Below are 25,035 nucleotides of genomic sequence, written 5' to 3'. Positions count from 1 at the left end.
GCACATGGATGTGCTGGCCGGCGGGCGCCACAGGGATGTGTGCTCGCGAGGCACCGTCCGAAGCCGCGTTGGGCAAGCAAAGAAAAGTAACCCGGCCGCCGGCAGGCGGACGGAACCCCCGGCCCGAAGGGCCGGCACGAGCGCGAGAAACCAACCCACACGCTGCAGGACCGGCTTCAGCCGCGACCGGAATGCCACGAAGCAACCGGTCGCAGCTGAAGCCGCTCCCACGAATTCCGAGTTCCGGGTCGCAGCCTCAACGCGTGCTGGCGGCACCCACCGAGGGGCTGGTGACCGAGCCGCCGGTGGAAGCGGTGGCCGCCGGGATGCTCAGGCGCTGGCCGATCCTGACCACATCGCCCTGCAGCCGGTTGGCGCTGCGCAACTGCGCCACGGTGACGCCATGGCGGGCGGCGATCGACGACAGCGTGTCTCCGCGCGCGACGATGTGTTCGCGAATGCCGCCGCGGTGGTGGTCGGCGTTGGCGGCGATCCAGGTTCCCGGCGGCGGCTGGGCATGGAAATAGTCGCGCACGCCGTCACGGATCGCCTCGGCGAGGCGGCGGCGATAGACCGGGTCGTTGAGCTTCCTCTCTTCGCCCGGATTGCTGATGAAGGCGGTCTCGATCAGCATCGAGGGCACGTCCGGCGAACGCAGCACGACGAAGTTGGCGCGCTCGACCTGCGGCTTGTGGGTCTTGCCGACGCGCTTGAGCGCATTGAGCACGTTGTTGGCCACGTCCTCGGAGGCCTTCATGGTGGCGCTCTGCGAGAGGTCGAGCAGCACCGCGGCGAGGGTGTTGTCCTTGTCGTCGAGCTTGACGCCACCGACCAGGTCGGCCGCGTTCTCGCGGTCGGCCAGCCAGCGCGCCGCCTCGGAAGAGGCACCGTGCCGCGAGAGCACGAACACGCTGGCGCCGGCCGCGGTGGGCTTGTGGAAGGCGTCGGCATGGATCGAGATGAACAGGTCGGCGCGCGCTTCGCGCGCCTTGCGATAGCGTTGCTGCAGCGGGATGAAGTAGTCGCCGGTGCGGATCAGCACGGCCTTCATGCCGGGCTCGGCGTCGATCTTGTTCGCCAGCTCGCGCGAGACCGCCAGGGTGATGTTCTTCTCCCAGGTGCCGGCAGGGCCACGCGCGCCGGGATCCCTGCCGCCGTGACCGGCATCGATGGCGATGATCAGGTCGCGCTGCTGGCCCTGGACGATGTCCTCGACCGTGCGCGGCTTGCCGCTCGCGACCTGGCTGGCGCGCTGGCCGGGAGCAGCCGCCCCGTGCAGTTCGACCACCAGCCGATGGCCGCCGCCCTGCCCGGGCGGGATCAGGTAGGAACGCGGCTGCACTCCCTCGACCAGATCGAGGACGACCCGCAACTGGCCCGGCTCGGGCTTGCCGGTGCGCACGCCGAGGACCACACCGGTTGCCGGGCCGGGCGTGAAGCCGGCCCCGAGCTCGGCCCCCCTGAGGTCGAGTACCAGCCGGTGCGGATTGTCCAGCGTGAAGATCTTGTAATCGGGCTGCCGGGCGAGGGTGAGCTCGACGCGGGTATGGTCGCCGGCTTCCAGCAGGCCGAGGGCGCGCAACTCGCCTGCGGCCCACGCGCGATCGGGCGTGCCCAGGCCCAGCATCGAGGCAAGCGTGAGGGTCAGCCAGAGGGCGAAATACCGGCGCATGGCGCGATTGAAACGCAAGCCGCAGCCGTTTGCAACACTTTTCCCTTACGAATCCGCGACCTGTGAGTACTTTCTCGGATCGCGTTCAGGAGATGACGCTATCTGGACAAATTCTCGCCAACCGCCCCAGCCAGTCCCGCCCGACCGGACTGCCGGCATCGGCCTCGCAGCGCCGCCCTTCACCCGCCACGGTCAGTCGCAGGCGCAGATCGGCCGGCGGCAGGCCCGCCCCGCCCCGCTGCGGCCATTCGATCAGCCAGAGCACGGCCTCGTCGGCCAGCGCGTCCAGCGCGAGATACTCCAGCTCGCCGGGGTCGGCGATCCGGTACAGATCCAGATGCAGCGCCTCGCCGCCGGGCACCGGGTAGCGTTCGACCAGGGTGTAGGTCGGACTGCGCACCGGCCCGGTCACGCCCAGCGCCCGCAGCAGGGCGCGCGCCAGGCTGGACTTGCCGCTACCCAGCTCGCCTTCCAGATACACCACCGCGCGCGGCGGCCGGGTCTGCGCCAGCCATGCGCCGAGCGCATCGGTGGCGTCGGGATCGGGCAATGCGAGGGACAACGGATCAGTCATGCGGATTGGCCAAGCGGCGCAGCGGCGCGAACAGGTCGGAAGGCAACAGGCCACGCTCGCCGCCTTCGCGCGCGGCGGCATCGCCCGCGGCCGCGTGCAGCAAGGCGCCCGCGCAGGCCGCGTCGAAGGCGGACAGGCCCTGCGCCAGCAGCGCGGCGATCGTCCCGGTCAGCACATCGCCCATGCCGCCGCTGGCCATGCCGGGATTGCCGGCCGCAATCACGCACGGGACCTCCTCGGGCGCGGCGACCACCGTGCCAGCCCCCTTGAGCACGACGACCGCACCGTACTGCGCGGCCAGGGCCTCGGCCGCAGCGAAGCGGTCGCGCTGGATCTCGCCAGGGGCGGCATCGAGCAGCCGCGCCGCCTCGCCCGGATGCGGCGTGAGCACACAGCCGGCGGGCAATGCCCAGGTTTGTTGTCCTGCAAGCAGATTGAGCGCATCGGCATCCAGCACCGCCGGCTTGCCGCTGCGCAACGCAGCCGTCCACAGCGACCAGCCCCAATCGCCCAGACCGAGCCCGGGGCCCAGCGCGAGCACGCTCGCGCGTTCCAGCAGCGGTGTGAAATCGCCGGCATCCTCGATGCTGCGTGTCATTGCCTCCGGGCGTGCCGCCAGGATCGCAGCCACATGCTCCGCGCGCGTCGCCACGCTGACCAGTCCGGCGCCGGCGCGCAGGGCCGCTTCGGCACACAGCCGCACGGCCCCGCCCAGGCCCAGGTCGCCGCCCACGCACAGCACATGGCCGTAGCGCCCCTTGTGGCTGTCGCGCGCACGCCGAGGCAGCCAGCGCTGCAGCGCCGCCGGGCGCAATAGACGGGCCGCCGGCGGCGTACCTTCGAAGGCGGCCGGGGGCAACGCCAGCGGATCGAGCACCACCTCGCCGACATGATCGAGGGCGGCTCCGGTGTGCAATCCGCGCTTGGCGGCGATGAAACAGAGTGTCGAGGTCGCCCGCACTGCCGCTCCCGGCACGTGGCCACGGTCGGCATCCACGCCCGAGGGCGTGTCCAGCGCCAGCACCGGCACAGCGGCGGCGTTGATCGCCTCGATGAGTTCTCGTGCGGCGCCTTCCGGCGCCCGCGTCAGTCCGATCCCGAACAGCGCATCGACCCACAGATCGACCTCGGGCAGCCCGGCCTCGAACACCTGGGTCCGGCCACCGGCCGCCTGCCACTCGGCCGCCGCCTGCCTGGCCTCGGCCGTGCGTGGCGGCTGGAGTGCGACCAGCTCCACGCGACAGCCGCCCTCGCGCGCCAGCCGCGCCAGCACGTAGCCGTCGCCGCCGTTGTTGCCCGGCCCGCAGGCCACGCCGATGCGGCGCGCCTGCGGCCAGCGCTCACGCAGCAGCCGCCACGCCGCGGCACCGGCGCGCGACATCAGCTCGAAAGCGGGAACCCCCAAACGCTCGATCGCGCGCCGGTCGATGGCGCGCGCGTCCTGGGCGCGATACAGCGGCAGGGTGGCGGGCATGGGCGGATTCTAGCGAGCCGAAACCCGGGTTGGGGCGGAGCCTGCATCGAGATTGTCCTCGGCGATGCCCCGTCGTCCCTGCGCAGACGGCGCCGCTGGCCCGGCGCAACGCCCGGTCGCCGCTACAATCCCCACATGCAGCCTGCTCTCGACTACACCGCGCTGGCCTCGCAGATCAAGGCCTGGGGCCGCGAGCTCGGCTTCCAGCAGGTCGGCATCGCCGGCGTGGACCTGGGCGAGGACGAACGCCACCTGCTCGACTGGCTGGCAAAGGGTCAGCACGGCGAGATGGACTACATGGCCCGCCACGGCACCAAGCGCTCGCGTCCGGCCGAGCTGCAGCCGGGCACGCTGCGGGTGATCTCGGTGCGGATGGATTACGGCACCGCCGATGCCGATGCCGCCTGGGAAACCATCGCATCGCCGGAGCGCGCCTATGTGGCCCGTTATGCGCTCGGCCGCGACTACCACAAACTGCTGCGCGCCCGGCTGCAAAAGCTCGCCGATCGCATCGAGGCAACCATCGGTCCGTTCGGTTACCGCGCCTTCGTCGACTCCGCGCCCGTGCTCGAGCGCGCGCTGGCACGCAATGCCGGACTGGGCTGGATCGGCAAGCACTCCTGCCTGATCGACAAGCACAGCGGCAGCTGGTTCTTCCTCGGCGAGCTGTACACCGACCTGCCGCTGCCGATGGACACGCCGGCCAGCGCCCACTGCGGCACCTGCACGCGCTGCATCGAGGTCTGCCCGACCCGGGCCATCGTCGCGCCCTACCGGGTCGACGCGCGACGCTGCATCAGCTACCTCACCATCGAGCTGAAGGGCCCGATCCCGGAGGAATTCCGCACCGCCATCGGCAACCGCATCTTCGGCTGCGACGACTGCCAGCTGGTCTGCCCCTGGAACAAGTTCGCCAAGCGTACCGACGAACCGGACTTCCGCACGCGCAACGACCTGGACCGCGCCACGCTGGTCGAGCTGTTCGCCTGGAGCGAGGAAGAATTCCTCCAGCGCACCGAAGGCTCGGCGATCCGCCGCACCGGCTACGAGGGCTGGCTGCGCAACATCGCCGTGGCATTGGGCAATGCGCCAAGCACGCCGGACATCATCGCGGCGCTGCGCGCGCGGCGCGAGCACCCCTCCGCGCTGGTACGCGAACACGTCGCCTGGGCACTGCGACGGCATGAGGAGCGCGCGGCGGCCGCGACGAAGTGACACGGGCAACCACCAGCGGCCAAGCGAAGCACTACCTCGCAACGCTCCGGACCGGCGCCCATCCGCCCCGATCCGTGACCGGCCTCGCCTCAGCCCCGCGCCCTGATCTCCGCCAGCAGCGTGCGCGTCACCGGGTCGATCACGCCGGCGTCGCTCCCGTCGCGCACGGCCGGCAGCAGGTCGCCGGCGATCTTCTTGCCCAGCTCCACGCCCCACTGGTCGAAGGCATTGATATCCCACAGCACCGACTGCACGTAGACGCTGTGCTCGTAGAGCGCGAGCAGCGCCCCCAGCGCCTGTGGCGTGAGCGCGTCGAGCAGCAGGAAGGTGGACGGCCGGTTGCCCGGGTGTCGCCGCTGCGGATCGGCGGCAGCGTAACCGTTGGCCAGCGCTTCGGCCTGCGCGAGCAGGTTGGCGAGCAGTGCGTGGTGGTTGTCGGTGTAGCCATGCGCCGGGCGCACCACGCCGATGAAATCGGCCGGCACGGTGTCGCTGCCCTGGTGCAGGGCCTGGAAGAAACTGTGCTGGCTGCTGGTGCCCACCCCGCCCCACAGCACCGGCGCGGTGGCGCAGTCCACCGGCTCCCCCCGTGGCGTGACCGACTTGCCCAGCGACTCCATCACCAGCTGCTGCAGGTAGGCCGGCAGCAGCGCCAGCCGCTCGTCGTAGGGCAGGATGGCGTGGCTGTCGAGGCCGAGGCCGTTGCGGTTCCACACCGCGACCAGCGCGTGCCAGACCGCGAGGTTGCATTCGACCGGTGCCCCCAACACATGGGCATCCATTTCCGCGGCGCCGGCCAGCAACTCATCGAAACGCGCCATGCCGACCGCCAGCGCGATCGCGAAGCCAACCGCCGACCACAGCGAGAAACGCCCGCCGACCCAGTCCCACATCGGCAGGATGCGCCCGGTGTCGACGCCGAAGGCTTTGGCCCCGGGCACGTTGGCGCTGACCGCGTACAGCCGCTCGCCGCCGCCCAGCCAGTCGCGCAGGATCGCGCCGTTGAGCAGGGTCTCCTGGGTGCCGAAGCTCTTGGAGACCAGGATCGCCGCCGTGCGCGCCGGGTCGAGCCCGCGCAGCAGGTGCTGCGCCGCGCTGCCATCGACATTGGCGAGGAAATGGACCCGGAAGCGGCCGCTGTGGAAATCGCGCAGCGCATCGACTGCGAGCCGCGGCCCGAGGTCGGAGCCGCCGATGCCGACGTTGACGATGTCGGTGACATCCGACGCGGCCAGCGCGGCGACCAGCCCGTCCATTTGCGCCCGCGCCTCACCGGCCAGCCGGTGCGCATCGCGGGCGACGGCGCTCGCGCCGAGGCTGGAACGCAGCGCCGTGTGCAGCGCCGGCCGGCGCTCGGAGGCATTGACCTCGGCACCGTCGAACAGGGCGCGGATCGCTGCCGGCACGCCGGCATCGCCGGCCAGGCCGAACAGCGCCTGCCAGGCATCCGCGTCGAGCCGGTGCCGGGCGAAGTTGGCGTACAGCGGGCCGACCCGCAGCGCCCGCCCGGCCGCACGGACCGGATCCTCGGCGACCAGCTCCGGGATCCTGCGATCGACCAGGCGCGCCGCGTGGGCGCCGAGTACATCCATCCGGGGCGTGCTGCGCATCCCTGCCTCCCCCCCGGGCCGGCCGGCTACGCGGCCTGCGCGGGAATGCTGTCGTTGGTGTGGGTGAGCCGGTTCTGCCGATCGACATAGACCAGCTTCGGCTTGAACTCGGCCATCTTCGCCTCGTCGAGCATGCCGTAGGCGCAGATGATCACCAGGTCGCCCGGGCTGGCCTTGTGCGCGGCCGCGCCGTTGACCGAGATGATGCCGCTGCCCTCCTCCGCCCGGATGGCGTAGGTGACGAAGCGCTCGCCGTTGTTGATGTTGTAGATGTGCACCTGCTCGTACTCGCGGATGCCGGACAGGTCGAGCAGGCGGCCGTCGATGGCGCAGGAGCCCTCGTAATGCAGCTCGGCGTGGGTCACGCTGGCACGATGGATCTTGGCCTTGAGCACCGTCAGTTGCATGGGAATGTGGCTCCGGGGGCAGGCCGATAGTTTAGGGAAGCGGGTTTGCGCGGTGCAACAAAGGACGGGGCCGGGGACCGGGGAAGGTGCGTCAAGCCCTCGTCATCCAGCGCCAGCGGAGAAGGACAAGCGCCGCCTTCCGGCGAGAGGTGGCCTCAATGTGGCTCCGGGCTGTCCGTCTCCGGGCCCGGGTCCTGGGGCCCGTCCTCCACATCCACGTTGTCGATCAGCCGCGTCCGCCCCAGGCGGGCCGCCACCAGTGCGATCAGGCCGGGCTCGTCGCCGCGAACCGGGACCGTGAGATCGGCGCGCCGCACCACCGCGTAATCGACCTCGAAGCCGGCGGCGCGCAGCTGGTTGGCCGCCTTGGCCTCGACCTCGTCGAGCGGACGGCCGCTGCGCAGCTTCTCGCGCATCAGCTGCAGCACGGCATGGATCCGCGCGGCGGTAGCGCGTTCGTCCGGTGAGAGGTACTGGTTGCGCGAGCTCATCGCCAGGCCGTCGGCCTCGCGCCGGGTCGGGCCTTCGACGATCCGGACGGGAAAGGCCAGATCGCGCACCAGGTGACGGATCACCTGCAGCTGCTGGTAATCCTTGCGGCCGAACACCGCCACGTCCGGCTGCACCAGGTTGAACAGCCGCGCCACCACGGTGGCCACGCCGTCGAAATGGCCGGGGCGATGCGCGCCTTCGAGCACGTCGGTGATGCCAGGCACATGGATCGTCACCGCGCCAGTCACGCCGAAGGGGTACATCGTCTCCACCGTCGGCAGGAACAGCGCATCGCAACCGTGCGCGGCCAAGCCCTCGGCGTCGGCCACGGGCGTGCGCGGATAGCGCGAGAAATCCTCGTTCGGCCCGAACTGGGTCGGATTGACGAACACGCTCGCCACCACCCTGTCGGCATGGCGACGCGCCAGCTCGACCAGCGAGTAATGCCCGGCGTGCAGATTGCCCATGGTCGGCACGAAGCCGACGCGCAGGCCGGCGCGCTTCCACTCGCTGACTTGCGCGCGCAGCGCGACGGATTCGACGAAGGTCTGCATGGGCGGGTCAGTAGCCGTGTTCGGGGCCCGGGAAGCGACCTTCGCGCACCGCGGCGGCGTAGCCCTCGACCGCGCCGCGCACCGAGCCGCCCTCGGCCAGGAAGTCCTTGACGAAACGCGGCCGGCGGCCGCCGCTCACGCCGAGCAGGTCGTGCAGCACCAGGATCTGGCCGTCGCAGTCGGGGCCGGCGCCGATGCCGATGGTGGGAATGGCCAGGTCGCGTGTGATGTCGGCGGCGAGCGCGGACGGCACGCATTCGAGCACCAGCAGCGCCGCGCCGGCCTCGGCCACGGCGCGGGCCTCGGCGCGCAGCCGTTCGGCGGCGGCGACCTCGCGGCCCTGCACCTTGTAGCCGCCCAGGCGCAGTACCGATTGCGGCGTCAGGCCCAGGTGCGCGCAGACCGGGATCTCGCGCTCGCTGAGGAAACGGATCACGTCGAGCTTGGGCCCGGCGCCCTCCAGCTTGACCATCGCCGCGCCGGCCTGCAGCAAGGCCACCGAGGCGTCGAGGGCACGCTCCGGCGTGGCATCGCTCTGGAACGGCAGATCGGCGACGAGCAGCGCGGTGCGCAGGCCGCGCGCCACGCAGGCGGTGTGATAGGCGATATCGGAGACCGTCACCGGCAGCGTGCTGGCATGGCCCTGCACCACCATGCCGAGCGAGTCACCGACCAGCACCAGATCGACGCCGGCGGCATCGAGCACGGCGGCGAAGCCGGCATCGTAGGCGGTGAGCGCGACGATCCGGCGGCCCTCCTCCTTCATCCGCCGCAGCTGCGGCACGGTGATCGGGGTGCGGCGCGGGGATTCGCTGTCTCCGGCGTACATGGGGGCGGGCTCGCGGAAGGGACCGTTACGGTAGCGCCTCGATGCCGGCGGCATCCACCCCGGCCAGCAGATCGGCGACCCGGCCATGCCCGGGCACGACCACGTCGGCGGCGATCCCGGCCAGCGGCACCAGCACGAAGGCGCGTTCGTGCAGGTGCGGATGGGGGACGCGCAGGCCGGGGCGGTCGATCACCTCGGCGCCATACAGCAGCAGGTCGAGATCGAGCGCGCGCGGCCCCCAGCGTCGCGCATCCGGCGCCGTGCGATCACGGCCGGCGGCGCGCTCGATGTCGAGCAGTGCCGCCAGCAACGTCGCGGGCGCGAGCACGGTGTCGACGCCGGCCGCCGCGTTCACGAATGGCGGCTGGTCGGTCATGCCCCAGGCGGGAGTGCGATACAAGCGTGAGGCCGCGACCAGACGGGTGCCCGGCAGCGCGGCCAGCGCATCCAGTGCGCCACGCAGCGTGGCCGGCACGTCGCCGAGATTGCCGCCCAGTCCGATCCAGGCCCGAACCGGCGTCGCGCTCATTCGCCCTTGTCCGGCGCCGCAGCGGCGGATTTGCGGCGACGGCGGCGGCGCTTCCTCTTCGTCGCGGAGGCCTCGCCGGCATTTCCGTCCGCATCGGCGGCAGCGGTCGCGGCCGACGATTTCGAGCCGCGCCGCGGCGGCCCCAGCCGGTCGGCGAGCTGTTCGGGCGGCAGTCCCTGCGCCTCGCGCCAGAAGGCGACCTCATCGGCCAGTTCGGGCGACTCGATGCAGCGCAGTTCGAGGAAGTCGTAGGCGGCGCGGAAGCGCGGATGCGCCAGCAGCCGGAACACCCGCTTGCGCTGGCGCAGCGGGAAGCGCGACTGCAACAGCCAGATCTCCTCCATCGGCGTGGAGAAGCGCCGCGGCAGGGCGATGCGCTGCGCCTGGTGCAGGGTGACGCGGTCGGCGGCGCGCTGCTGCGCCGCCAGCAGCTCCATGCCCTGGCCGCGCAGCGTCTCGAGTTCGCGCCGGTAGGCCGGCCACAGCAGCGCGGCGAACAGGAAGGCCGGCGTCACCGGCTTGTCCTCGGCGATGCGACGGTCGGTGTTGCGCATCGCCTGCAGCAGCATCTCGCGCGAGCGGCCGCCGTCGGCAGCGGCCAATGCCGTGGCCGTTTCCGGGAACAGCACCGGCAGCAGGCCGTGCCCCTCCAGCCCGAGGAAGCTCTGTTCGGCATGGCCGGCGAGGAACAGCTTGAGGCATTCGTCGAACAGCCGCGCCGGCGGCGCGTCGACCACCAGCGGCGCCAGCCGCGGGATCGGATCGGCCGATGCGGCGTCGATCTCGAAGCCGAGCTTGGCCGCCAGCCGCACCGCGCGCAGCATGCGTACCGGATCCTCGCGGTAGCGCGCCTCGGGATCGCCGATCAGCCGCAACCGCCGCTGCGCCACGTCCTCGAAACCGCCGACGTAGTCGCGTACCGAGAAATCCTCGATAGCGTAGTACAGCGCGTTGGCGGTGAAGTCGCGGCGGACCGCGTCCTCCTCGATGGTGCCGTAGACGTTGTCGCGGACGAGACGGCCGTTCTCCAGCTCGCGGTCACCGCTGCCGTCGTCGCTGTTGGCACGGAAAGTCGCGACCTCGACGATCTCGCGACCGAAGATGACATGCGCGAGGCGGAAACGGCGACCGATCAGCCGGCAGTTGCGGAACAGGTGCTTGACCTGCTCGGGCGTGGCGTCGGTGGCGACGTCGAAGTCCTTGGGCTGGATGCCGATCAGCAGGTCGCGAACCGCACCGCCCACCAGATAGGCGCCGAAACCGGCATCCTTGAGGCGGTAGAGCACGCGCAGGGCGTTGGGGCTGATCGCCTTGCGCGAGATGTTGTGCTGATCGCGCGGGTGGATGCGCAATTCGGTGTTTTGCACGGACAGTTCCGTCAAGAGCGCGGCGCGGCCGCGGCGTTTCCTTTCGCGATGGCGGGCGTGGGCTGGCCGCGCGCGCAACTCGCTCGCCCAGGGGCCATTGCCAAGAGCCCGAAGCCTTCCTATACTACGCGCTTTCCGCTTGCCACCCAAGCGCAACGCTGCTCCCTTCGTCTAGCGGTCCAGGACATCGCCCTCTCAAGGCGGGAACAGGGGTTCGAGTCCCCTAGGGAGCGCCACCTTCCGAAAGCCCGGCCATGCCGGGCTTTCCGCTTTGCTGACCCCGATCATCCACAGCCGCACCCAGGCGGCTAGAATTCTCGGCCTGTCCGCACGCAGCAGGAACCAGCCATGCCCTTCGTCGTCACCGAGAACTGCATCCGCTGCAAGTACACCGACTGCGTCGAGGTGTGCCCAGTGGACTGCTTCCACGAAGGCCCGAACTTTCTGGTGATCGACCCGGTGGAGTGCATCGACTGCACGCTCTGCGAGCCGGAGTGCCCGGCCAATGCGATCTTCCCGGAGGACGACGTGCCGGCCGGCCAGGAGCACTTCATCCAGCTCAACGCCGAGCTGTCGCAGGTCTGGCCGGTCATCACCACCCGCAAGGATCCCCCGGCCGACGCCGCCGAGTGGGACGGCAAGCCGGACAAGCTGCAGTTCCTGGAGCGCTGACCCGGGACTCTGGAAAGGGCGGCACGGAGTCGACGTTCCGGCAACAGTGGCGCCACACGCGGGAGCACGCCGCAAGACCGCGGGATCAGCGGGCACCCCGGATCGCGCTTGGCTCCATCCGGGCTGCATTGCCGCGCTTTCCCGGCCCCCGGCCCTTCGATACACGAAGGGCAGCCCATGGGCTGCCCTTCGTCGATGCCGGATTGAACCCGCGATCAGCCGATGCGCTGCCTGAGCAGCCCCAGCAACTGCGCCGCCGGACCGGACGAAAGCGGCTGGCCGTCGGCGCCGACCGCGAGCACGCGGGTCGCCTCGCCGTCGGCCTGCGCCCGCACCAGGAACGACTGCCCCTGGTACTGCACCTCGTAGCTGCCGATCAGCTGCGCGCGATTGACGATGGTCACGCCGTCGATGCGCTCCAGCGCCAGGCCGATGCGGCGCCACACGCTGTCGGCGCTGTCGGCGACGGTGAAGCCCGATGCCGCCTGCACGGCCTGCGCGGCCGGTGCCGCGGCGCGTACCTCAGGCACCTGCATGGCCGGATCGGTACGCGGCAGGGTCAGGTCGGGCGGCACTTCCAGCGGACGGCTCTCGGGACTCAGCTCGTAGTCGGACTTGCCGCGAAACCAGCTGCAGCCGCTGCTGCCGGCCACGGCGACCGCCAAGGCGACCATCAACAGTTTGCGCGGGGTGGCGGGAACGAGGGACATGCGTTTCTCCTGTTGTCGCGCGGTACTCAGCCGCGCGCTTGCTGTTCGAGTTGGTCGGCCAGCGCCAGCATCGCCTCGGCTTCGGCCGCGTAAGCAGCGGAGAGCGGCAGCAGGGGCAGGCGCAGACCGTGGCCGACGCCGCGACGCGCCAGCAGCGCCTTGACCGGAATCGGATTGGGTTCGATGGCGAGGAAACGGTACAGCGGCGCCAGCCTGGCATCCAGACTGCCGGCTGAACCGGCCTCGCCGGCGCGCGCCAGATCGCACAGGCGACGGAACGTCGCCGGCACCACGTTCGAGGCCACCGAAATCACGCCGTCGGCGCCGGCAAGCATGGCCCGCACGCAGGTCGGGTCGTCGCCGCTGAGCACGGCGAACCCCTGCGAACGCAGCGCCAGCAGCGCGGCCATGCGCTCGGGCTCGGCGCGCGCCTCCTTGATGGCGACGATGTTGGGGTGGCCGCACAGGCGGGCGACCGTCTCCGGCAGCAGATCGCCGCCAGTGCGCGGCGGCACGTTGTAGAGCACCACCGGCAACCCGCCCTGGTCGGCGATCGCGTTGTAGTGCGCAACCAGCCCCTCCTGGGTCGGCCGCACGTAGGGCGGCGTCACCACCAGTGCGGCGTCGGCGCCCAGCTCGGCAGCGCGCCGGGTCAGGCGGATGGTCTTGGCGGTGTTCGACAGGCCGGTGCCGGCCAGCACCGGGATGCGGCCGGCAGCGAGCGCGACGGCGGATTCGAGCAGGCGGGCATACTCGTCGTCCTCCAGCGCCGACGCCTCGCCGGTGGAACCGGCGACGACGATGGCCTGGGTGCCGGCCGTGATCTGTGACTCGACCAGACGCCGCCATGCGTCGATATCGAGCCGTCCGGCGGCGTCGAACGGCGTCGCCAGCGCGGTGATGCTGCCGTGGATGCGCAAGGTGCCAAGGCCTTGTTGAAGTGGCGGCGATGGTACTTGGGATGCGCCGGACAAGTCCACATATCGGCCGCGGCCGGCGCACGGCTCGCCTTGCGGCACGCAAGCGTGGGCAAGTATCCTGCCGCCGTATCCGCGCGCTACCGCGCGGCCCGGATGGCCCGCCCGTCGATGCCGGCCGCCCACGCGTCATTTCTTTCCGGAATTCCGCCTTGAGCGACCAGCCTCCCCGCCCCAGCCCCAACGAAAACCACCTGCTGATCAGCGCCTACGCGACGCACCCGGAGTCTCCGCTGCTGGCGGTGACCCGCCGCATCGCCGACAGCGGCTGCAATCTGGTCGACGCGCGCCTGTCCACCGTCGGCCGCGACGTCTCGGTGACCGCGCTGGCGGTCGGGCCGTGGGACGCGGTGGCCAAGCTGGAGGCCATGCTCGGCCGTCTCGAACGCGAGGAAGGCTACCGGCTGGTGTGGTACCGCACCGGCCCCAAGCCCCTGCAGAGCGACCTGCTGCCCTACGTGATCGAAGTCATCGCCGCCGACAAGCCGGGCATCCTGTTCCAGCTCGCCGACTTCTTCGACCGGCAGGGCATCACCATCGAGAACCTGCACTGCTCGCGCTACCGCGCGATGCAGACCGGCGCGGAAATGTTCTCGGCGCAGATCACCGTCGGCATCCCCGCCAGCATGCACATCGCCGCGTTGCGCGACGATTTCCTGGAATTCTGCGACCACCTCAACCTCGACGCGATCATGGACCCGATGAAGTTCTGATCGCCGGCGCTTGCCCTTTCACGGGCACGTGCTAGAAAGGAGCCAGGACAGGCCACCGCCCGGAAGTGACGATGTCGGACATCGGCGACCGCGTACCCGATCTGGAATTCACCCTCGGCGACGGCCGCCGGGCCCGCTTCGGCGACTACGCCGGCAAATGGCTGGTGCTGTACTTCTACCCCAAGGACAACACCCCCGGCTGTACCCGCGAGGGCGTCGACTTCCGCGACCTGCATGCCGGCTTCGAGCGTGCCGGTGCCGTCATCCTGGGCTGCTCGCGCGACTCGCAGAAGTCGCACCAGAACTTCTGCGCCAAGTACGAATTCCCCTTCGACCTGATCGCCGACACCGACGCGTCGGTGTGCAACGCCTTCGGCGTCATCAAGGAAAAGAACATGTACGGCCGCAAGGTGCTGGGCATCGAGCGCAGTACCTTCCTGATCGACCCGACCGGCGTCATCCGCGAGGTCTGGCGGCCGGTGAAGGTGCCCGGCCATGCGCAGGCCGTCCTCGACGCACTGAAGACGCTCAAGACCGCCAAGTGACCCCACCCCGCTCCCACCCAGGCTGCCGGACCGCGATGCGGGCACCGGCGGTTTCGCGCTGCACGAATGCCAGGAAGCCACGATGACCAGAAGCAAGCGCATCTACGTCCTCGACACCAACGTGCTGATGCACGACCCGACTGCGCTGTTCAAGTTCGAGGAGCACGACGTCTTCCTGCCGATGATGGTGCTCGAAGAGCTCGACGCCGCGAAGAAGGGCAATTCCGAAGCCAGCCGCAATGCCCGCCAGGTCAGCCGTTTCCTCAATGAACTGATCGAATCGCACGGCGGCGCACCGATCGAAAACGGCCTCACCCTGGTCCGCCCGCAGGCACTGCAACTGCGCAACGGCGGCAAGATCGGCCGCCTGCACTTCCAGACCAGGCCGGTCGATATCAGCCAGAAGTTCGGCACGGTGATGCCGGACAACCAGATCCTCGGCGCCATCCTCGCCCTGCGTGAGGAGAACCCGGGCGTGCCGGTGGTGCTGGTGTCCAAGGACATCAATCTGCGCATCAAGGCCTCGATCTGCAGTGTGCCGGCCGAGGACTACGAGAACGACCGCGCGCTGGACGACTTCAGCCTGCTGTACACCGGCAGCACCGAGCTGCCCGCGGATTTCTGGGATCGTCACGAGGCCGAGCTGCGCAGCTGGACCGACAAGGGGCGCACCTACTATGAGCTGAAGCTGACCGGCGACGAGCAGTGGCAGCCCAACCAATTCCTCTACCTGCCCGGCGACGAAGAGGTCGAGCTCAAGGTGATCAGGACCGACGGCGAGCGCGCCGTGCTGCAGATCATCGACGACTACCGCCACCAGCAGCACGCCGTCTGGGGCGTGCTGGCGCGCAACCGCGAGCAGAACTTCGCGCTCAACGCGCTGATGGACCCGGACATCGACTTCGTCACCCTGCTCGGCACTGCGGGAACCGGCAAGACCCTGCTGGCGCTCGCTGCCGGCCTGGCCCAGACCATGGACCAGCAGCGCTACCGCGAAATCATCATGACCCGCGCCACGGTCAGCGTCGGCGAGGATATCGGCTTCCTGCCCGGCACCGAGGAGGAGAAGATGACGCCGTGGATGGGCGCACTCACCGACAACCTCGAAGTGCTCACCCACAATCAGGAGGGCGGCGCCTGGGGCCGCGCGGCGACCAACGATCTGCTCGCGAGCCGGATCAAGATCCGCTCCATGAACTTCATGCGCGGACGCACCTTCCTGAGCCGCTGGCTGATCGTCGACGAGGCGCAGAACCTCACCCCGAAGCAACTCAAGACCCTGATCACCCGCGCCGGCCCCGGCACCAAGATCGTGTGTCTGGGCAACGTCGAACAGATCGACACCCCCTACCTCACCGAAACGACCTCCGGCTTGACCTACGCAGTGGACCGCTTCAAGAGCTGGCATCACAGCGCCCACGTCACCCTGCGTCGCGGCGAGCGCTCGCGGCTGGCCGATTTCGCTTCCGAGGTGCTTTGAGGCGCGCACCGGGAATCGGGAAAACGTCGGGCGGTTGCCGCGCCGGTGGAGGCCAGGCCCCTCTCCCGCCGTGAAGCCAGGGTGGTGTGAGGGTCCAGCCAGACCTTGCAGGCTCGCGTCGAACGGCCCGTGTCCACCGCCTGATCCGTGCGACAACCGTTTCGCCGGCACCATGCCAGCGAAGCCTTCCCCCGCTCAGACGCCGGCCACCTCTGCCGCCAGCGGTTGGCCGGCCAAGGTTTCCGCCAGCGTGCGCGCAGCGTCGAAGCCTTCGGCGAAATGCAGCCAGTGTCCGTCAGCCTGCAGGCCCATCTGCGCCAACACCTCGCGTGGCTGCGGCTGCAGGCCGGACAGGATCAGCACCGTGCCCTGCCGACGGCAACGCTCGGCCAGCTTGGCCAGCGCGTGCACGCCGCTGGCATCGATGAACGGCACCAGCCGCGTGCGCAGGATGAAGACGCGCGGCGGCTTGAAGAACTGATCCAGCACCTCGTCGAGCCGGTTGGCTGCGGCGAAGAACAGCGGCCCGGAAACCTGGAACACTTCCACGCCTGGCGGCAGGGCGTCGCGCTGGCTCGGCAACGGGTCGCCGCGCGGATCGAGCAGATCGTCATCGGACACCCGCACCCCCGCGCCGATCTCCACCGTCGCGGACATCCGGTGCATGAACACGAAGGCCGCCACGACCATGCCGACCTCGATGGCGATGGTCAGGTCCACCAGCACGGTGAGCACGAACGTCAGCAGCAGCACCAGCCGGTCGCCCCACGGCGCCGAGAGTGTGTGGCGGAAGTGGCGATGCTCACTCATGTTCCAGGCCACCACCACCAGCACGCCAGCCAGCGCCGGCAGCGGCACGTAGCGCATCCAGTCGGCCAGCAGCAGCATGAACAGCAGGATGAACAGCGCGTGCAGCATGCCGCTGACCGGGGTGCGTCCACCGGCGCGGACGTTGGTCGCCGTGCGGGCGATGGCGCCGGTCGCCGGCAAGCCGCCGACGAGGGCCGAGCCGGCATTGGCGATGCCCTGCGCGATCAATTCGGTATTGGAACGATGCCGCCCGCCGGCCATGCCGTCGGCGACGACCGCCGACAGCAGCGATTCGACACCGGCGAGAAAGGCGATCGTGAAGGCGCTGGGCAGCAACTCGATCAGCCGCGCCCACGACACCTCGGGCAGACTCAGGGACGGCATCGCCAACGGAATCTCGCCGAAGCGCGAGCCGATCGTCTCCACCGGCAGCCCGAACGCGGCCACCAGCACCGAGGCCGCCAGCACCGCCACCAGAAAGCCGGGAGCAGTCGGGGCGATCCGGCGCAGACCGACGATCAGGCCGATACAGGCCAGCGCCAGGCCCAGGGCCCAGGGATTGAAGCTGCCCAGGTGGGCATACAGGGTCGCCAGCACCGGCAGGAACTCGCCCGGCATGCGCTCGACCTGCAGGCCGAGCAGCTCCCTGAGCTGGCTGGTGAAGATGATCACTGCGATGCCGGCGGTGAAACCGGTGATCAGCGGCTGCGGCATGTAGCGCAGCAGCGCCCCCAGCCGCAGCAGCCCGGCCAGCACCAACATCGCACTGGCCATCAGCGTCGCCAGCAGCAGACCGTCATAGCCGTGGCGCGAGATGATCAGGTACACCACCGGGATGAAAGCGCCGGTCGGCCCTCCGATCTGGAACCGTGAGCCGCCCAGGGCAGAGATCAGGAATCCGGCGACCACGGCCGTGAGCAGCCCCTTCTCGGGGGTGGTGCCGCTGGCGATCGCCAGCGCCATCGCCAGCGGCAGGGCGACGATCGCCACCGTCAGGCCCGCGACTGCGTCACGACGCAGATCGCTCCAGCCGTAACCGGCGCGCAGCGCCGTCACCAGCTTGGGCAGGAACAGCGGCGGCCGCTGGATGGCCATCAACGCGGCGCCTTCAGCCTGACGCCACGGCCGCGACCGATGCTCGGCTGTGCCTCGCCGATCAGTTCGATACCGGCCGCATCCAGCGCTTGGACGATCCGGGTCATCGTGTCGAGCGTGCCGCGCACGCGGTCACCCGACGCCTCCATCCGCTGCACGGTCGCCAGCGAAACCCCGGCCAGTTCGGCCAGCCGACGTTGGTCGATATCCAGCAATGCCCGCGCCGCGCGCAGTTGCGAGCCACTGATCACCGGCCGTACCCCATTATGATCTTGAAAGTGTCCATTCTGATGTAAAAAACATCGATACTGAGTGTAAAACTAGCCCAACGCCCCTTGCGCTGCAAGCCGACCCGGCGGCCCGCCGCCCGACTACAATCCGCCGATGCCCACCGACACCCGCCCCGTCTCCGCCCTGACCATCGCCGGCTCCGATTCCGGCGGCGGCGCCGGCATCCAGGCCGACCTGCGCAGCTTCGCCGCCCACGGCGTGCACGGGCTGTCCGCGCTGGCCGCGCTGACCGCGCAGAACACCCGCGGCGTCGATGCCGTGCACGTGCCTCCGGCGGACTTCCTGCGCGCGCAGATCGACGCCTGCTTCGCCGACTTCCGCATCGGCGCGGTCAAGCTCGGCATGCTCGCCACCGCCGAGGTGATCCATGCGGTCGCCGATTCCCTCCAAGCGCATCGTCCTGCCCACGTCGTGCTCGACCCGGTGATGGTCGCCACCTCCGGCGCCAGGCTGCTGGCCGATGACGCCCTCGACGCATTGCGCCAGCGCCTGATGCCGCTCGCCACCGTCATCACGCCGAACATCCCCGAAGCCGAGCTGCTGCTCGGCCAGGCCATCGACGACCACGAGGCCGCCGAGGCCGCCGTGGTCGAGTTGCTGGCACGCGGTGCCGCCGCAGTGCTGCTCAAGGGCGGCCACCTGCCCGGCGATCCGGTCATCGACCGTCTGCAGACGCAGGAGGCGCTGTACGAGTTCGAGCATCCGCGGCTGGCCGTCAACGGCCACGGCACCGGCTGCACCCTGGCCTCGGCGATCGCCGCCAACCTTTGTCTGGGCCTGCCGCTGCCCGACGCCTGCGCCGAGGCCGGCGACTACATCCACGGCGCGCTGGCCCACGCCTACCGGCCCGGCAACAGCGACGTGGCCGTGCTCGACCACTTCTGGAGAGGGCTGAGCCCCAGGGGCTGATGGCTGTGCCGCAAACGAAACGGGGCGCCGAAGCGCCCCGTTGCTCCATGCAGCGATGCCGACCAGCTCAGACGCGGCTGGCGATGGCCCGGGCGAACGACATCGTGGTGCCCTCGCCACCGAGGTCCGGGGTGAGGTTGTCGCGGGCCTCCAGCGTGGCGACGATGGCCGCGCGCAGGCGCTTGGCGTCATCGACCTTGCCCAGGTGGTCGAGCATCTGCGCCGCCGCCAGCAGCAGCGCGCAGGGATTGGCGACGCCCTTGCCGGCGATGTCCGGCGCCGAGCCGTGCACCGCCTCGAAAATCGCCGCCTCGGTGCCGATGTTGGCGCCCGGCGCCAGGCCCAGGCCGCCGACCAGGCCGGCGCACAGGTCGGAGATGATGTCGCCGAACAGGTTGGTGGTGACGATCACGTCGAACTGCTCGGGCTTCATCACCAGCTGCATGCAGGCGTTGTCCACGATCATCTCGTTGCACTCGATGTCGGGATACTGCGCCGCCACCTCGCGCGCCACCCTCAGGAACAGGCCCGAGGTCGATTTCATGATGTTGGCCTTGTGCACGACCGTGACCTTCCTGCGGCCGATCCTGCGGGCCAGGTCGAAGGCGTAGCGCACGATGCGCTCGGAGCCGCGGCGGCTGATACGGATCAGCGACTGCGCCTGCTCGCCATCCGGCGACAGGGTCTGGCCTTCCGAGCCGTAGGCACCCTCGGTGTTCTCGCGCACCGTGATGATGTCGATACCGCTGTAGCGCGCCTTGGTATTGGGGAAGCTGATCGCCGGGCGCACGTTGGCATACAGGTCGAAGCGCTTGCGCAGCTCGACGTTGATCGAGCTGAAGCCCTCGCCGACCGGGGTGGTCAGCGGGCTCTTGAGGGCGACGCGGTGGCTGCGGATGGCGTCCATGGTGGCGGCCGGCAGCAGTTCGCCATGCTTGTCCATCGCCGACACACCGGCATCGACGAAGTCGTATTCCAGGCCGACCTGCAGCGCATCGAGCACGTGCAGGGTGGCGTCCATGATCTCCGGGCCGATGCCGTCGCCGCGGATGACCGCAATCTTCTGAGTCATAGGGGGATTTTCGTTCTTCGGGGGATGCGGCCGCGCGCCATGCCGGGCCGTACGGGGCGCAGATTATGCCCGAAGCGGCTGGCGGCTGCAGGCGCCGGCGTGCGCTCGAACGTGCGGCAAGCCTCGGCCGCGACCGGGCACGGTGTGGTGCTGCCGGTCGCGGCTCACGCCGCTCCCCCATCGAAGCCGGAGGTCTCAGCCGTGCTCGTGGCCAGGGTCGGCAGGCGCCACGGCGCCTGCCGCGTCCTCCAGCCGGTCGAGGAAGTCCACCGCCCGGCGCAGGTGCGGGATCACGATCGAGCCGCCGACCACCAGGCTGACGCTGAAAGCCTCGAAGAACTCGTCACGGTTGACGCCGGCCTCCCGGCACTGGGCGATGTGGTAACTGATGCAGTCGTCGCAGCGCAGCACCATCGAGGCGACCAGGCCCATCAGCTCCTTGGTCTTGGTGTCCAGCACACCGCGCCGGTAGGTCTGGGTGTCGAGCGCGAAGAAGCGGCGCACCACCTGGTTGTCGTGTGCCAGGATGCGCTCGTTCATGCGCTTGCGGAACTCGGTGAAGTCCTTCACGCGATCGTCGCCGCCGCTCATGCCGCGTCCTCCAGCAGCGGCTGCAGACCGCCGGCGCGGTCGAGCGCCACCAGATCGTCGTAGCCGCCCACGTGCGTGTCGCCGACGAAGATCTGCGGCACGCTGCTGCGGCGGGTCCGGGACATCATCTCCTCGCGCCGAGCGGGATCGGTGTCGACGCGGACCTCGGTATAGTCCACGCCCCTGCTCTTGAAGAAGTTCTTGGCGGCGACGCAGAACCCGCACATCGCCGAGGAATAGATGGTGACTCGTGCCACGGAAACTCTCCTGTGAGGACGCGGTCGAATATGGGGCTCGCCGGCTTGGATTTCCAGCGGGCAGTCCGCATTTCCGACAGGACCTGCCGGAGTTTTACGACCGGTTCACACCGCCCCCCGCCTGCTGCGGCATGCTTCCCAGGCCAGTCCGGACTCGACCGCCCGTGCGTACCCGCCTCCCGCTCGCCCTCGCCATCGCGCTGACCCTCGGCGTCACCACGCCGGTCCGGGGCCAGGGCATGGCCAACCTGCCCGACATCGGCTCCTCGGCCGGCGAGCTGATCAGCCCGGCGCGCGAGGCGCAGTACGGCGCCATGTACCTGCGCGAGCTGCGCCGCCACGGCTACGTGCTGGACGACCCGCTGGTCGATGACTGGCTGCAGGCCATGGCCTTCCGGCTGGTCGCCGCCAGCGAGCGGCCCGGCAACGACTACACCTTCTTCATGCTGCGCTCGCGGCAGATCAACGCCTTCGCCACGCTGGGCGGCTACATCGGCACCAACGCCGGACTGGTGCTCACCGCCGAAAGCGAGGACGAGGTGGCGGCGGTACTGGCCCACGAGATCGCCCATGTCACCCAGCGCCACATCGTGCGCTCGGTGGAGCGCGCGCAGAAGGACACGCTGCCGATCATGCTCGGCATGCTGGCGGCGGTGATCGCCGCGCAGTCCTCCGGCAGCTCCAGCAGCGACAACGCCGCCCAGGCCGCCATCGCTGGCGGCATGGGCCTGATGCAGCAGCGGCAGATCAACTACACCCGCGCCAACGAGCACGAAGCCGACCGCCTCGGCATCCACACCCTGGCCCGCGCCGGCTACGACCCTGGCGCAATGGCGGTGTTCTTCGGCCGCCTGCAGCGCAGCTACCGGGCGGTAGGCTACGAGGGCTACATCCCCGACTACCTGCGTACCCACCCGGTCACCACCACCCGCATCAGCGAGGCGCGCGACCGCGCCGCGCGCTATCAGACCACGTCAGGCGGCAGCGTCTGCGTGATGGAGAACGACGGCCGGGTCGTCGAGTGTGTGCGCAGCGTCGCCCAGGGCGGCAGTGCGTCCATCGCGCACCGCAACCCGCTGCTGCCCGAACACCTCAGCCGGAGCCGGCTCGACCCGGGCGCCGTCGGCGAGCCGGGCCTGTTCGACTGGGCGCGCGAGCGGCTGCGGGTGATGAGCGCCGAATCCGGCGCCGCCGCCGTGGCCGAATACCAACGCCTGATCGAGGGCGGCGCGGCCCTCAGCGACGCCCAACGCTACGGCCTGGGCCTGGCCCGCCTGCGCGCGAATCAGGGCAAGGCGGCGATGGCCGAACTGATGCCGCTGGTCGACCGTCACCCGGCCAACTACTGGGCCGCCCTGGCACTGGCCGAGGCCGAATTCCGCGCCGGCCGCATCGACGCCGCACGCACGCGCTTCGACGCCATACAGGCCAGCCTGCCGAACAGTCGCGCCGTGGCGCTGAACTACGCCCGCGTGCTCGGCGAGATCGGCACTCCCGAGGCCGGCCGGCGCGCGCAGGAAGTGCTGCGCCCACTGCTCCCCCACGCTGCCGAGGATTACGCCTTCCAGCAGATCTTCGCCCGTGCCAGCGAGCTGGCCGGCGACCTGGTCCGCGCCGGCGAAGCCCATGCCAAGGCGGCCTTCCTGTCCGGCCGCGCCGAGGACGCGCTCAACCAGCTCGAAGCGCTCAAGCGCCGCGAGGATCTGGACTACATCCAGCGCGCCCGGATCGATGCCCGCATCGCCGCCCTGACCCCGATCGTGCTGGAGATGCGCCGGCAGGGGATCGGGCCGGGACGGGGCTGAGTTTCGGGACCGGGGACCGGGGACCGGAAAAGCGTCTCCACCCGTAGCCCGGATGCAGGCCGCAGGCCGGAATCCGGGAAGGTAACGAACCGGCGCCGCCCGCCCCGCCGCGCCTGCGCGCCACGTCACCGAACGGTCACAAAACTGTTATCTACTTGCACGCAGGTTTGCAGACTGAGACGGTATCCCGCGTGCACAAGCGCATCCTCATCGTCGACGACGAGCCAGCCATCCGCGAGATGGTCGCCTTCGCCCTGCGCAAGGGCGAGTACGAACCGGTCCACGCGGGCGACGCCCGCGAGGCGCAGGCGGCCATCGCCGAGAAAGTCCCCGACCTGATCCTGCTCGACTGGATGCTGCCCGGCACCAGCGGCCTGGAGCTGGCCCGCCGCTGGCGCAAGGAGGACCTCACCCGCGAGATCCCGATCATCATGCTCACCGCCCGCGGCGAGGAGAACGACCGGGTCGGCGGGCTGGAGGCCGGCGTCGACGACTACGTGGTCAAGCCCTTCTCCGCGCGCGAGCTGATGGCGCGGGTGCGCGCGGTGATGCGCCGCAGCCGCAGCGACGAGGAGGACGGCAGCGTCTCGCTCGGCGGTCTGCGCATCGACGGCGCCGCCCACCGCGTCTTCGCCGGCAGCGAAGCGATCCACATCGGCCCGACCGAGTACCGCCTGCTGCACTTCTTCATGACCCATCCCGAGCGGGTCTACTCGCGGGCCCAGCTGCTCGACCAGGTGTGGGGCGGCAACGTCTATGTCGAGGAGCGCACGGTGGATGTGCACATCCGCCGCCTGCGCAAGACCCTCGAGCCTTACGGCCTGGATCACCTGGTGCAGACGGTGCGTGGCGCCGGCTACCGCTTCTCCACCGCACCCTGAGGCGGCGCAGCCGGGCGAGGCATGCCCGCCGGACAGGCGCACGCTCATGACCGCAATCGGGCAAACTCGCACTCCGGTCGCAGTCACGATCACGACCCTGGCCACCCCCACCCTGCCCGCACACGCCTGATCCATGTCCTTCACTCTTGGCCGCTCGGTCCAGCACTCGTTCTGGCGCCTGCTGGCCTACTACCTGGCCTGCGGCCTGACCGGCTGGGCGCTGGGCATGTTCTGGCCGACCCTGGCGATCGCCTCCACCCTGCTCGCGGTCTGGCACTTCCTCAAGCTGTGGGACGTGCTGCGGATGCTCACGAACCGGCAATGGATACCGATGCCCGACGGGGCGGGACTGTGGGCCGAAATGGAAGGACTGCTCAACCGACGCCAGCGTGAATCGCGCCATCGCAAGCGCCTGCTGCTGGACATGGTGCGCGCCTATCGCCGCGCCTTCGCCGCGCTGCCCGACGCCACCGTCATCCTCGACCGAGAACTGCGCATCGAGTGGTTCAACGAGGCCGCCACCCGCCTGCTCGGGCTGCGCCACCCACGGGATCGCGGCGCCGTCTTCACCCACCTGCTGCGCTCGCCACGCATCGCCGACTGGCTGGCCGAGCGCCGCACCGACGAGCCGCTGCTGGACGTGCCGGCGCCGACCGACCCCGGCGTGCGGCTGAGCCTGCGCCTGATTCCCTACGCCGACGAGGGCTGGCTGCTGGTCGCGCGCGACATCACCAAGCTGATGCACCTGGAACAGGTGCGGCGCGACTTCGTCGCCAACGTCTCGCATGAGCTGCGCACCCCGCTCACGGTCATCCACGGCTATCTCGACCTGTTCGAGCCCGAGGACGACCCGCAGATGGCGCCGATGATCGAAGAGATGCGCCGGCAGTCGCAGCGGATGGCGCAGATCGTCGAGGACCTGCTCACCCTGTCGCGGCTGGAGGCGCAGGAGCGCCCCGCCGAGGAAACCGTCGCCATGGCCCCGATGCTGGCCACCCTGCGCCGCGAGGCCGAGGCGATCAGCCAGGGCCGGCACCGGGTCAGCGTCGAGGACAGCGCCGGCTGCGACCTGTTCGGCTCGACCAAGGACCTGCACAGCGCCTTCTCCAACCTGGTCGCCAACGCCGTGCGCCACACCCCGGCCGGCGGCGAGGTGCGCATCCGCCTGTCCCCGCACGGGGACGGCGTGGCACTGGCGGTCGAGGACACCGGCCAGGGCATCCCGGCCCAGCACCTGCCGCGCATCACCGAGCGCTTCTACCGCGTCTCGGCCAGCCGCTCGCGCGACTCCGGCGGCACCGGACTGGGCCTGTCGATCGTCAAGCACGTGCTCAACCTGCATCAGGCCCGGCTGGAGATCGAAAGCGAGGTCGGCAAGGGCAGCACCTTCCGCTGCGTGTTCGGCCCCGAACGGGTGCGGCCGCGCGCCGCCGAGGCCACTGCATGACGCCGGGCTTGCAGGACACCGGCACGATGGCCTCCAATGCGCCGGATACGCCCCGGC

Annotated in this window: 25 protein-coding genes and 1 tRNA gene; 10 read left to right on the top strand and 16 right to left on the bottom strand. The window is 70.2% G+C overall.

What is annotated here, in order from left to right; translation table 11 throughout:
- Window positions 1–256: 256 nt before the first annotated feature.
- From HNQ58_RS11175 to HNQ58_RS11165, 3 genes are all read right to left on the bottom strand, one after another.
- The gene (locus HNQ58_RS11175) at window positions 257–1,672 is read right to left on the bottom strand and encodes an N-acetylmuramoyl-L-alanine amidase (protein ID WP_183949006.1); all 1,416 of its coding nucleotides are present in this window, start codon (window positions 1,670–1,672) and stop codon (window positions 257–259) included.
- A gap of 85 nt (window positions 1,673–1,757) precedes the next feature.
- Window positions 1,758–2,246: a tRNA (adenosine(37)-N6)-threonylcarbamoyltransferase complex ATPase subunit type 1 TsaE gene (tsaE, locus tag HNQ58_RS11170; protein ID WP_183949005.1), complete on the bottom strand. Its 489-nt coding sequence runs from the start codon at window positions 2,244–2,246 to the stop codon at window positions 1,758–1,760.
- Window positions 2,239–3,720, bottom strand: coding sequence for an NAD(P)H-hydrate dehydratase (locus HNQ58_RS11165; protein WP_183949004.1), 1,482 nt, complete (start codon window positions 3,718–3,720; stop codon window positions 2,239–2,241). The genes tsaE and HNQ58_RS11165 overlap by 8 nt, the downstream gene beginning before the upstream one ends.
- A gap of 135 nt (window positions 3,721–3,855) precedes the next feature.
- Between HNQ58_RS11165 and queG the strand changes: the two genes are divergently transcribed.
- A complete protein-coding gene (gene queG / locus HNQ58_RS11160) occupies window positions 3,856–4,935 on the top strand; it encodes a tRNA epoxyqueuosine(34) reductase QueG (protein WP_183949003.1) in 1,080 nt (359 codons plus the stop codon).
- 89 nt (window positions 4,936–5,024) lie between these two features.
- Here the strand turns inward: queG and pgi are convergent, their stop codons facing one another.
- The 6 genes from pgi to pcnB all read right to left on the bottom strand — a co-directional run bounded on the left by pgi (window position 5,025) and on the right by pcnB (window position 10,729).
- The gene (gene pgi, locus HNQ58_RS11155) at window positions 5,025–6,545 is read right to left on the bottom strand and encodes a glucose-6-phosphate isomerase (RefSeq protein ID WP_183949002.1); all 1,521 of its coding nucleotides are present in this window, start codon (window positions 6,543–6,545) and stop codon (window positions 5,025–5,027) included.
- 26 nt (window positions 6,546–6,571) lie between these two features.
- On the bottom strand, window positions 6,572–6,952 hold the full coding sequence (panD, locus tag HNQ58_RS11150; protein WP_183949001.1) for an aspartate 1-decarboxylase: 381 nt from the start codon (window positions 6,950–6,952) through the stop codon (window positions 6,572–6,574).
- Window positions 6,953–7,107: 155 nt separating this feature from the next.
- Window positions 7,108–7,998 (bottom strand): pantoate--beta-alanine ligase, encoded by an 891-nt coding sequence (gene panC / locus HNQ58_RS11145; protein WP_183949000.1) that lies wholly within the window; start codon window positions 7,996–7,998, stop codon window positions 7,108–7,110.
- Between the two features lie 7 nt (window positions 7,999–8,005).
- Window positions 8,006–8,827 carry a 3-methyl-2-oxobutanoate hydroxymethyltransferase gene (panB, locus tag HNQ58_RS11140; protein WP_183948999.1) on the bottom strand — a complete coding sequence of 274 codons (822 nt, stop codon included), beginning with the start codon at window positions 8,825–8,827 and terminating at the stop codon, window positions 8,006–8,008.
- Window positions 8,828–8,852: 25 nt separating this feature from the next.
- The gene (gene folK, locus HNQ58_RS11135; protein ID WP_183948998.1) at window positions 8,853–9,356 is read right to left on the bottom strand and encodes a 2-amino-4-hydroxy-6-hydroxymethyldihydropteridine diphosphokinase; all 504 of its coding nucleotides are present in this window, start codon (window positions 9,354–9,356) and stop codon (window positions 8,853–8,855) included.
- Window positions 9,353–10,729: a polynucleotide adenylyltransferase PcnB gene (gene pcnB, locus HNQ58_RS11130; protein WP_425504177.1), complete on the bottom strand. Its 1,377-nt coding sequence runs from the start codon at window positions 10,727–10,729 to the stop codon at window positions 9,353–9,355. The genes folK and pcnB overlap by 4 nt, the downstream gene beginning before the upstream one ends.
- 154 nt (window positions 10,730–10,883) lie before the next feature.
- Here pcnB and HNQ58_RS11125 point away from each other — a divergent pair.
- Window positions 10,884–10,959, top strand: a tRNA-Glu gene (locus HNQ58_RS11125).
- A 112-nt stretch (window positions 10,960–11,071) separates the two neighbouring features.
- Complete coding sequence (fdxA, locus tag HNQ58_RS11120) at window positions 11,072–11,395, top strand: ferredoxin FdxA (protein WP_183948996.1); 324 nt, start codon at window positions 11,072–11,074, stop codon at window positions 11,393–11,395.
- Window positions 11,396–11,610: 215 nt separating this feature from the next.
- Here fdxA and HNQ58_RS11115 read toward each other — a convergent pair whose 3' ends face one another.
- Both HNQ58_RS11115 and dapA read right to left on the bottom strand, forming a co-directional pair.
- Window positions 11,611–12,105 carry a hypothetical protein gene (locus HNQ58_RS11115; RefSeq protein ID WP_183948995.1) on the bottom strand — a complete coding sequence of 165 codons (495 nt, stop codon included), beginning with the start codon at window positions 12,103–12,105 and terminating at the stop codon, window positions 11,611–11,613.
- A gap of 26 nt (window positions 12,106–12,131) precedes the next feature.
- Window positions 12,132–13,025, bottom strand: a complete 894-nt coding sequence (dapA, locus tag HNQ58_RS11110; RefSeq protein ID WP_183948994.1) for a 4-hydroxy-tetrahydrodipicolinate synthase — start codon at window positions 13,023–13,025, stop codon at window positions 12,132–12,134.
- A 209-nt stretch (window positions 13,026–13,234) separates the two neighbouring features.
- Here dapA and HNQ58_RS11105 point away from each other — a divergent pair, with 209 nt between their 5' ends.
- From HNQ58_RS11105 to HNQ58_RS11095, 3 genes are all read left to right on the top strand, one after another.
- Complete coding sequence (locus HNQ58_RS11105; RefSeq protein ID WP_246417311.1) at window positions 13,235–13,795, top strand: glycine cleavage system transcriptional repressor; 561 nt, start codon at window positions 13,235–13,237, stop codon at window positions 13,793–13,795.
- A 71-nt stretch (window positions 13,796–13,866) separates the two neighbouring features.
- On the top strand, window positions 13,867–14,340 hold the full coding sequence (locus HNQ58_RS11100) for a redoxin domain-containing protein (protein ID WP_183948992.1): 474 nt from the start codon (window positions 13,867–13,869) through the stop codon (window positions 14,338–14,340).
- An 82-nt stretch (window positions 14,341–14,422) separates the two neighbouring features.
- Window positions 14,423–15,820, top strand: coding sequence for a PhoH family protein (locus HNQ58_RS11095; RefSeq protein ID WP_183948991.1), 1,398 nt, complete (start codon window positions 14,423–14,425; stop codon window positions 15,818–15,820).
- Between the two features lie 195 nt (window positions 15,821–16,015).
- Here the strand turns inward: HNQ58_RS11095 and HNQ58_RS11090 are convergent, their stop codons facing one another.
- The gene (locus HNQ58_RS11090; RefSeq protein WP_183948990.1) at window positions 16,016–17,725 is read right to left on the bottom strand and encodes a SulP family inorganic anion transporter; all 1,710 of its coding nucleotides are present in this window, start codon (window positions 17,723–17,725) and stop codon (window positions 16,016–16,018) included.
- Entirely contained in the window at window positions 17,725–17,976 is a 252-nt protein-coding gene (locus HNQ58_RS11085; protein ID WP_183948989.1) for a helix-turn-helix domain-containing protein, read from the bottom strand. The genes HNQ58_RS11090 and HNQ58_RS11085 overlap by 1 nt, the downstream gene beginning before the upstream one ends.
- Before the next feature lie 133 nt (window positions 17,977–18,109).
- Between HNQ58_RS11085 and thiD the strand changes: the two genes are divergently transcribed.
- A complete protein-coding gene (gene thiD / locus HNQ58_RS11080; RefSeq protein ID WP_183948988.1) occupies window positions 18,110–18,925 on the top strand; it encodes a bifunctional hydroxymethylpyrimidine kinase/phosphomethylpyrimidine kinase in 816 nt (271 codons plus the stop codon).
- Between the two features lie 67 nt (window positions 18,926–18,992).
- Here the strand turns inward: thiD and HNQ58_RS11075 are convergent, their stop codons facing one another.
- The 3 genes from HNQ58_RS11075 to grxC all read right to left on the bottom strand — a co-directional run bounded on the left by HNQ58_RS11075 (window position 18,993) and on the right by grxC (window position 20,875).
- The gene (locus HNQ58_RS11075; RefSeq protein ID WP_183948987.1) at window positions 18,993–19,997 is read right to left on the bottom strand and encodes an isocitrate dehydrogenase; all 1,005 of its coding nucleotides are present in this window, start codon (window positions 19,995–19,997) and stop codon (window positions 18,993–18,995) included.
- Between the two features lie 195 nt (window positions 19,998–20,192).
- Window positions 20,193–20,588 (bottom strand): carboxymuconolactone decarboxylase family protein, encoded by a 396-nt coding sequence (locus HNQ58_RS11070; RefSeq protein WP_183948986.1) that lies wholly within the window; start codon window positions 20,586–20,588, stop codon window positions 20,193–20,195.
- On the bottom strand, window positions 20,585–20,875 hold the full coding sequence (gene grxC, locus HNQ58_RS11065) for a glutaredoxin 3 (protein ID WP_343057298.1): 291 nt from the start codon (window positions 20,873–20,875) through the stop codon (window positions 20,585–20,587). Before grxC ends, HNQ58_RS11070 begins: the two co-directional genes overlap by 4 nt.
- Window positions 20,876–20,976: 101 nt before the next feature.
- Here grxC and HNQ58_RS11060 point away from each other — a divergent pair, with 101 nt between their 5' ends.
- The 3 genes from HNQ58_RS11060 to phoR all read left to right on the top strand — a co-directional run bounded on the left by HNQ58_RS11060 (window position 20,977) and on the right by phoR (window position 24,978).
- Window positions 20,977–22,650 (top strand): M48 family metalloprotease, encoded by a 1,674-nt coding sequence (locus HNQ58_RS11060; RefSeq protein ID WP_183948985.1) that lies wholly within the window; start codon window positions 20,977–20,979, stop codon window positions 22,648–22,650.
- Window positions 22,651–22,841: 191 nt separating this feature from the next.
- Window positions 22,842–23,531 carry a phosphate regulon transcriptional regulator PhoB gene (gene phoB / locus HNQ58_RS11055; protein WP_183948984.1) on the top strand — a complete coding sequence of 230 codons (690 nt, stop codon included), beginning with the start codon at window positions 22,842–22,844 and terminating at the stop codon, window positions 23,529–23,531.
- A 133-nt stretch (window positions 23,532–23,664) separates the two neighbouring features.
- Window positions 23,665–24,978, top strand: a complete 1,314-nt coding sequence (phoR, locus tag HNQ58_RS11050) for a phosphate regulon sensor histidine kinase PhoR (protein ID WP_183948983.1) — start codon at window positions 23,665–23,667, stop codon at window positions 24,976–24,978.
- Window positions 24,979–25,035 lie beyond the last annotated feature (57 nt).

Origin of the sequence: Rehaibacterium terrae, from assembly GCF_014202935.1 — a bacterium.
Classification (GTDB): Bacteria; Pseudomonadota; Gammaproteobacteria; order Xanthomonadales; family Xanthomonadaceae; genus Rehaibacterium; species Rehaibacterium terrae.
This window is presented reverse-complemented; position numbering and strand designations above follow the sequence as displayed.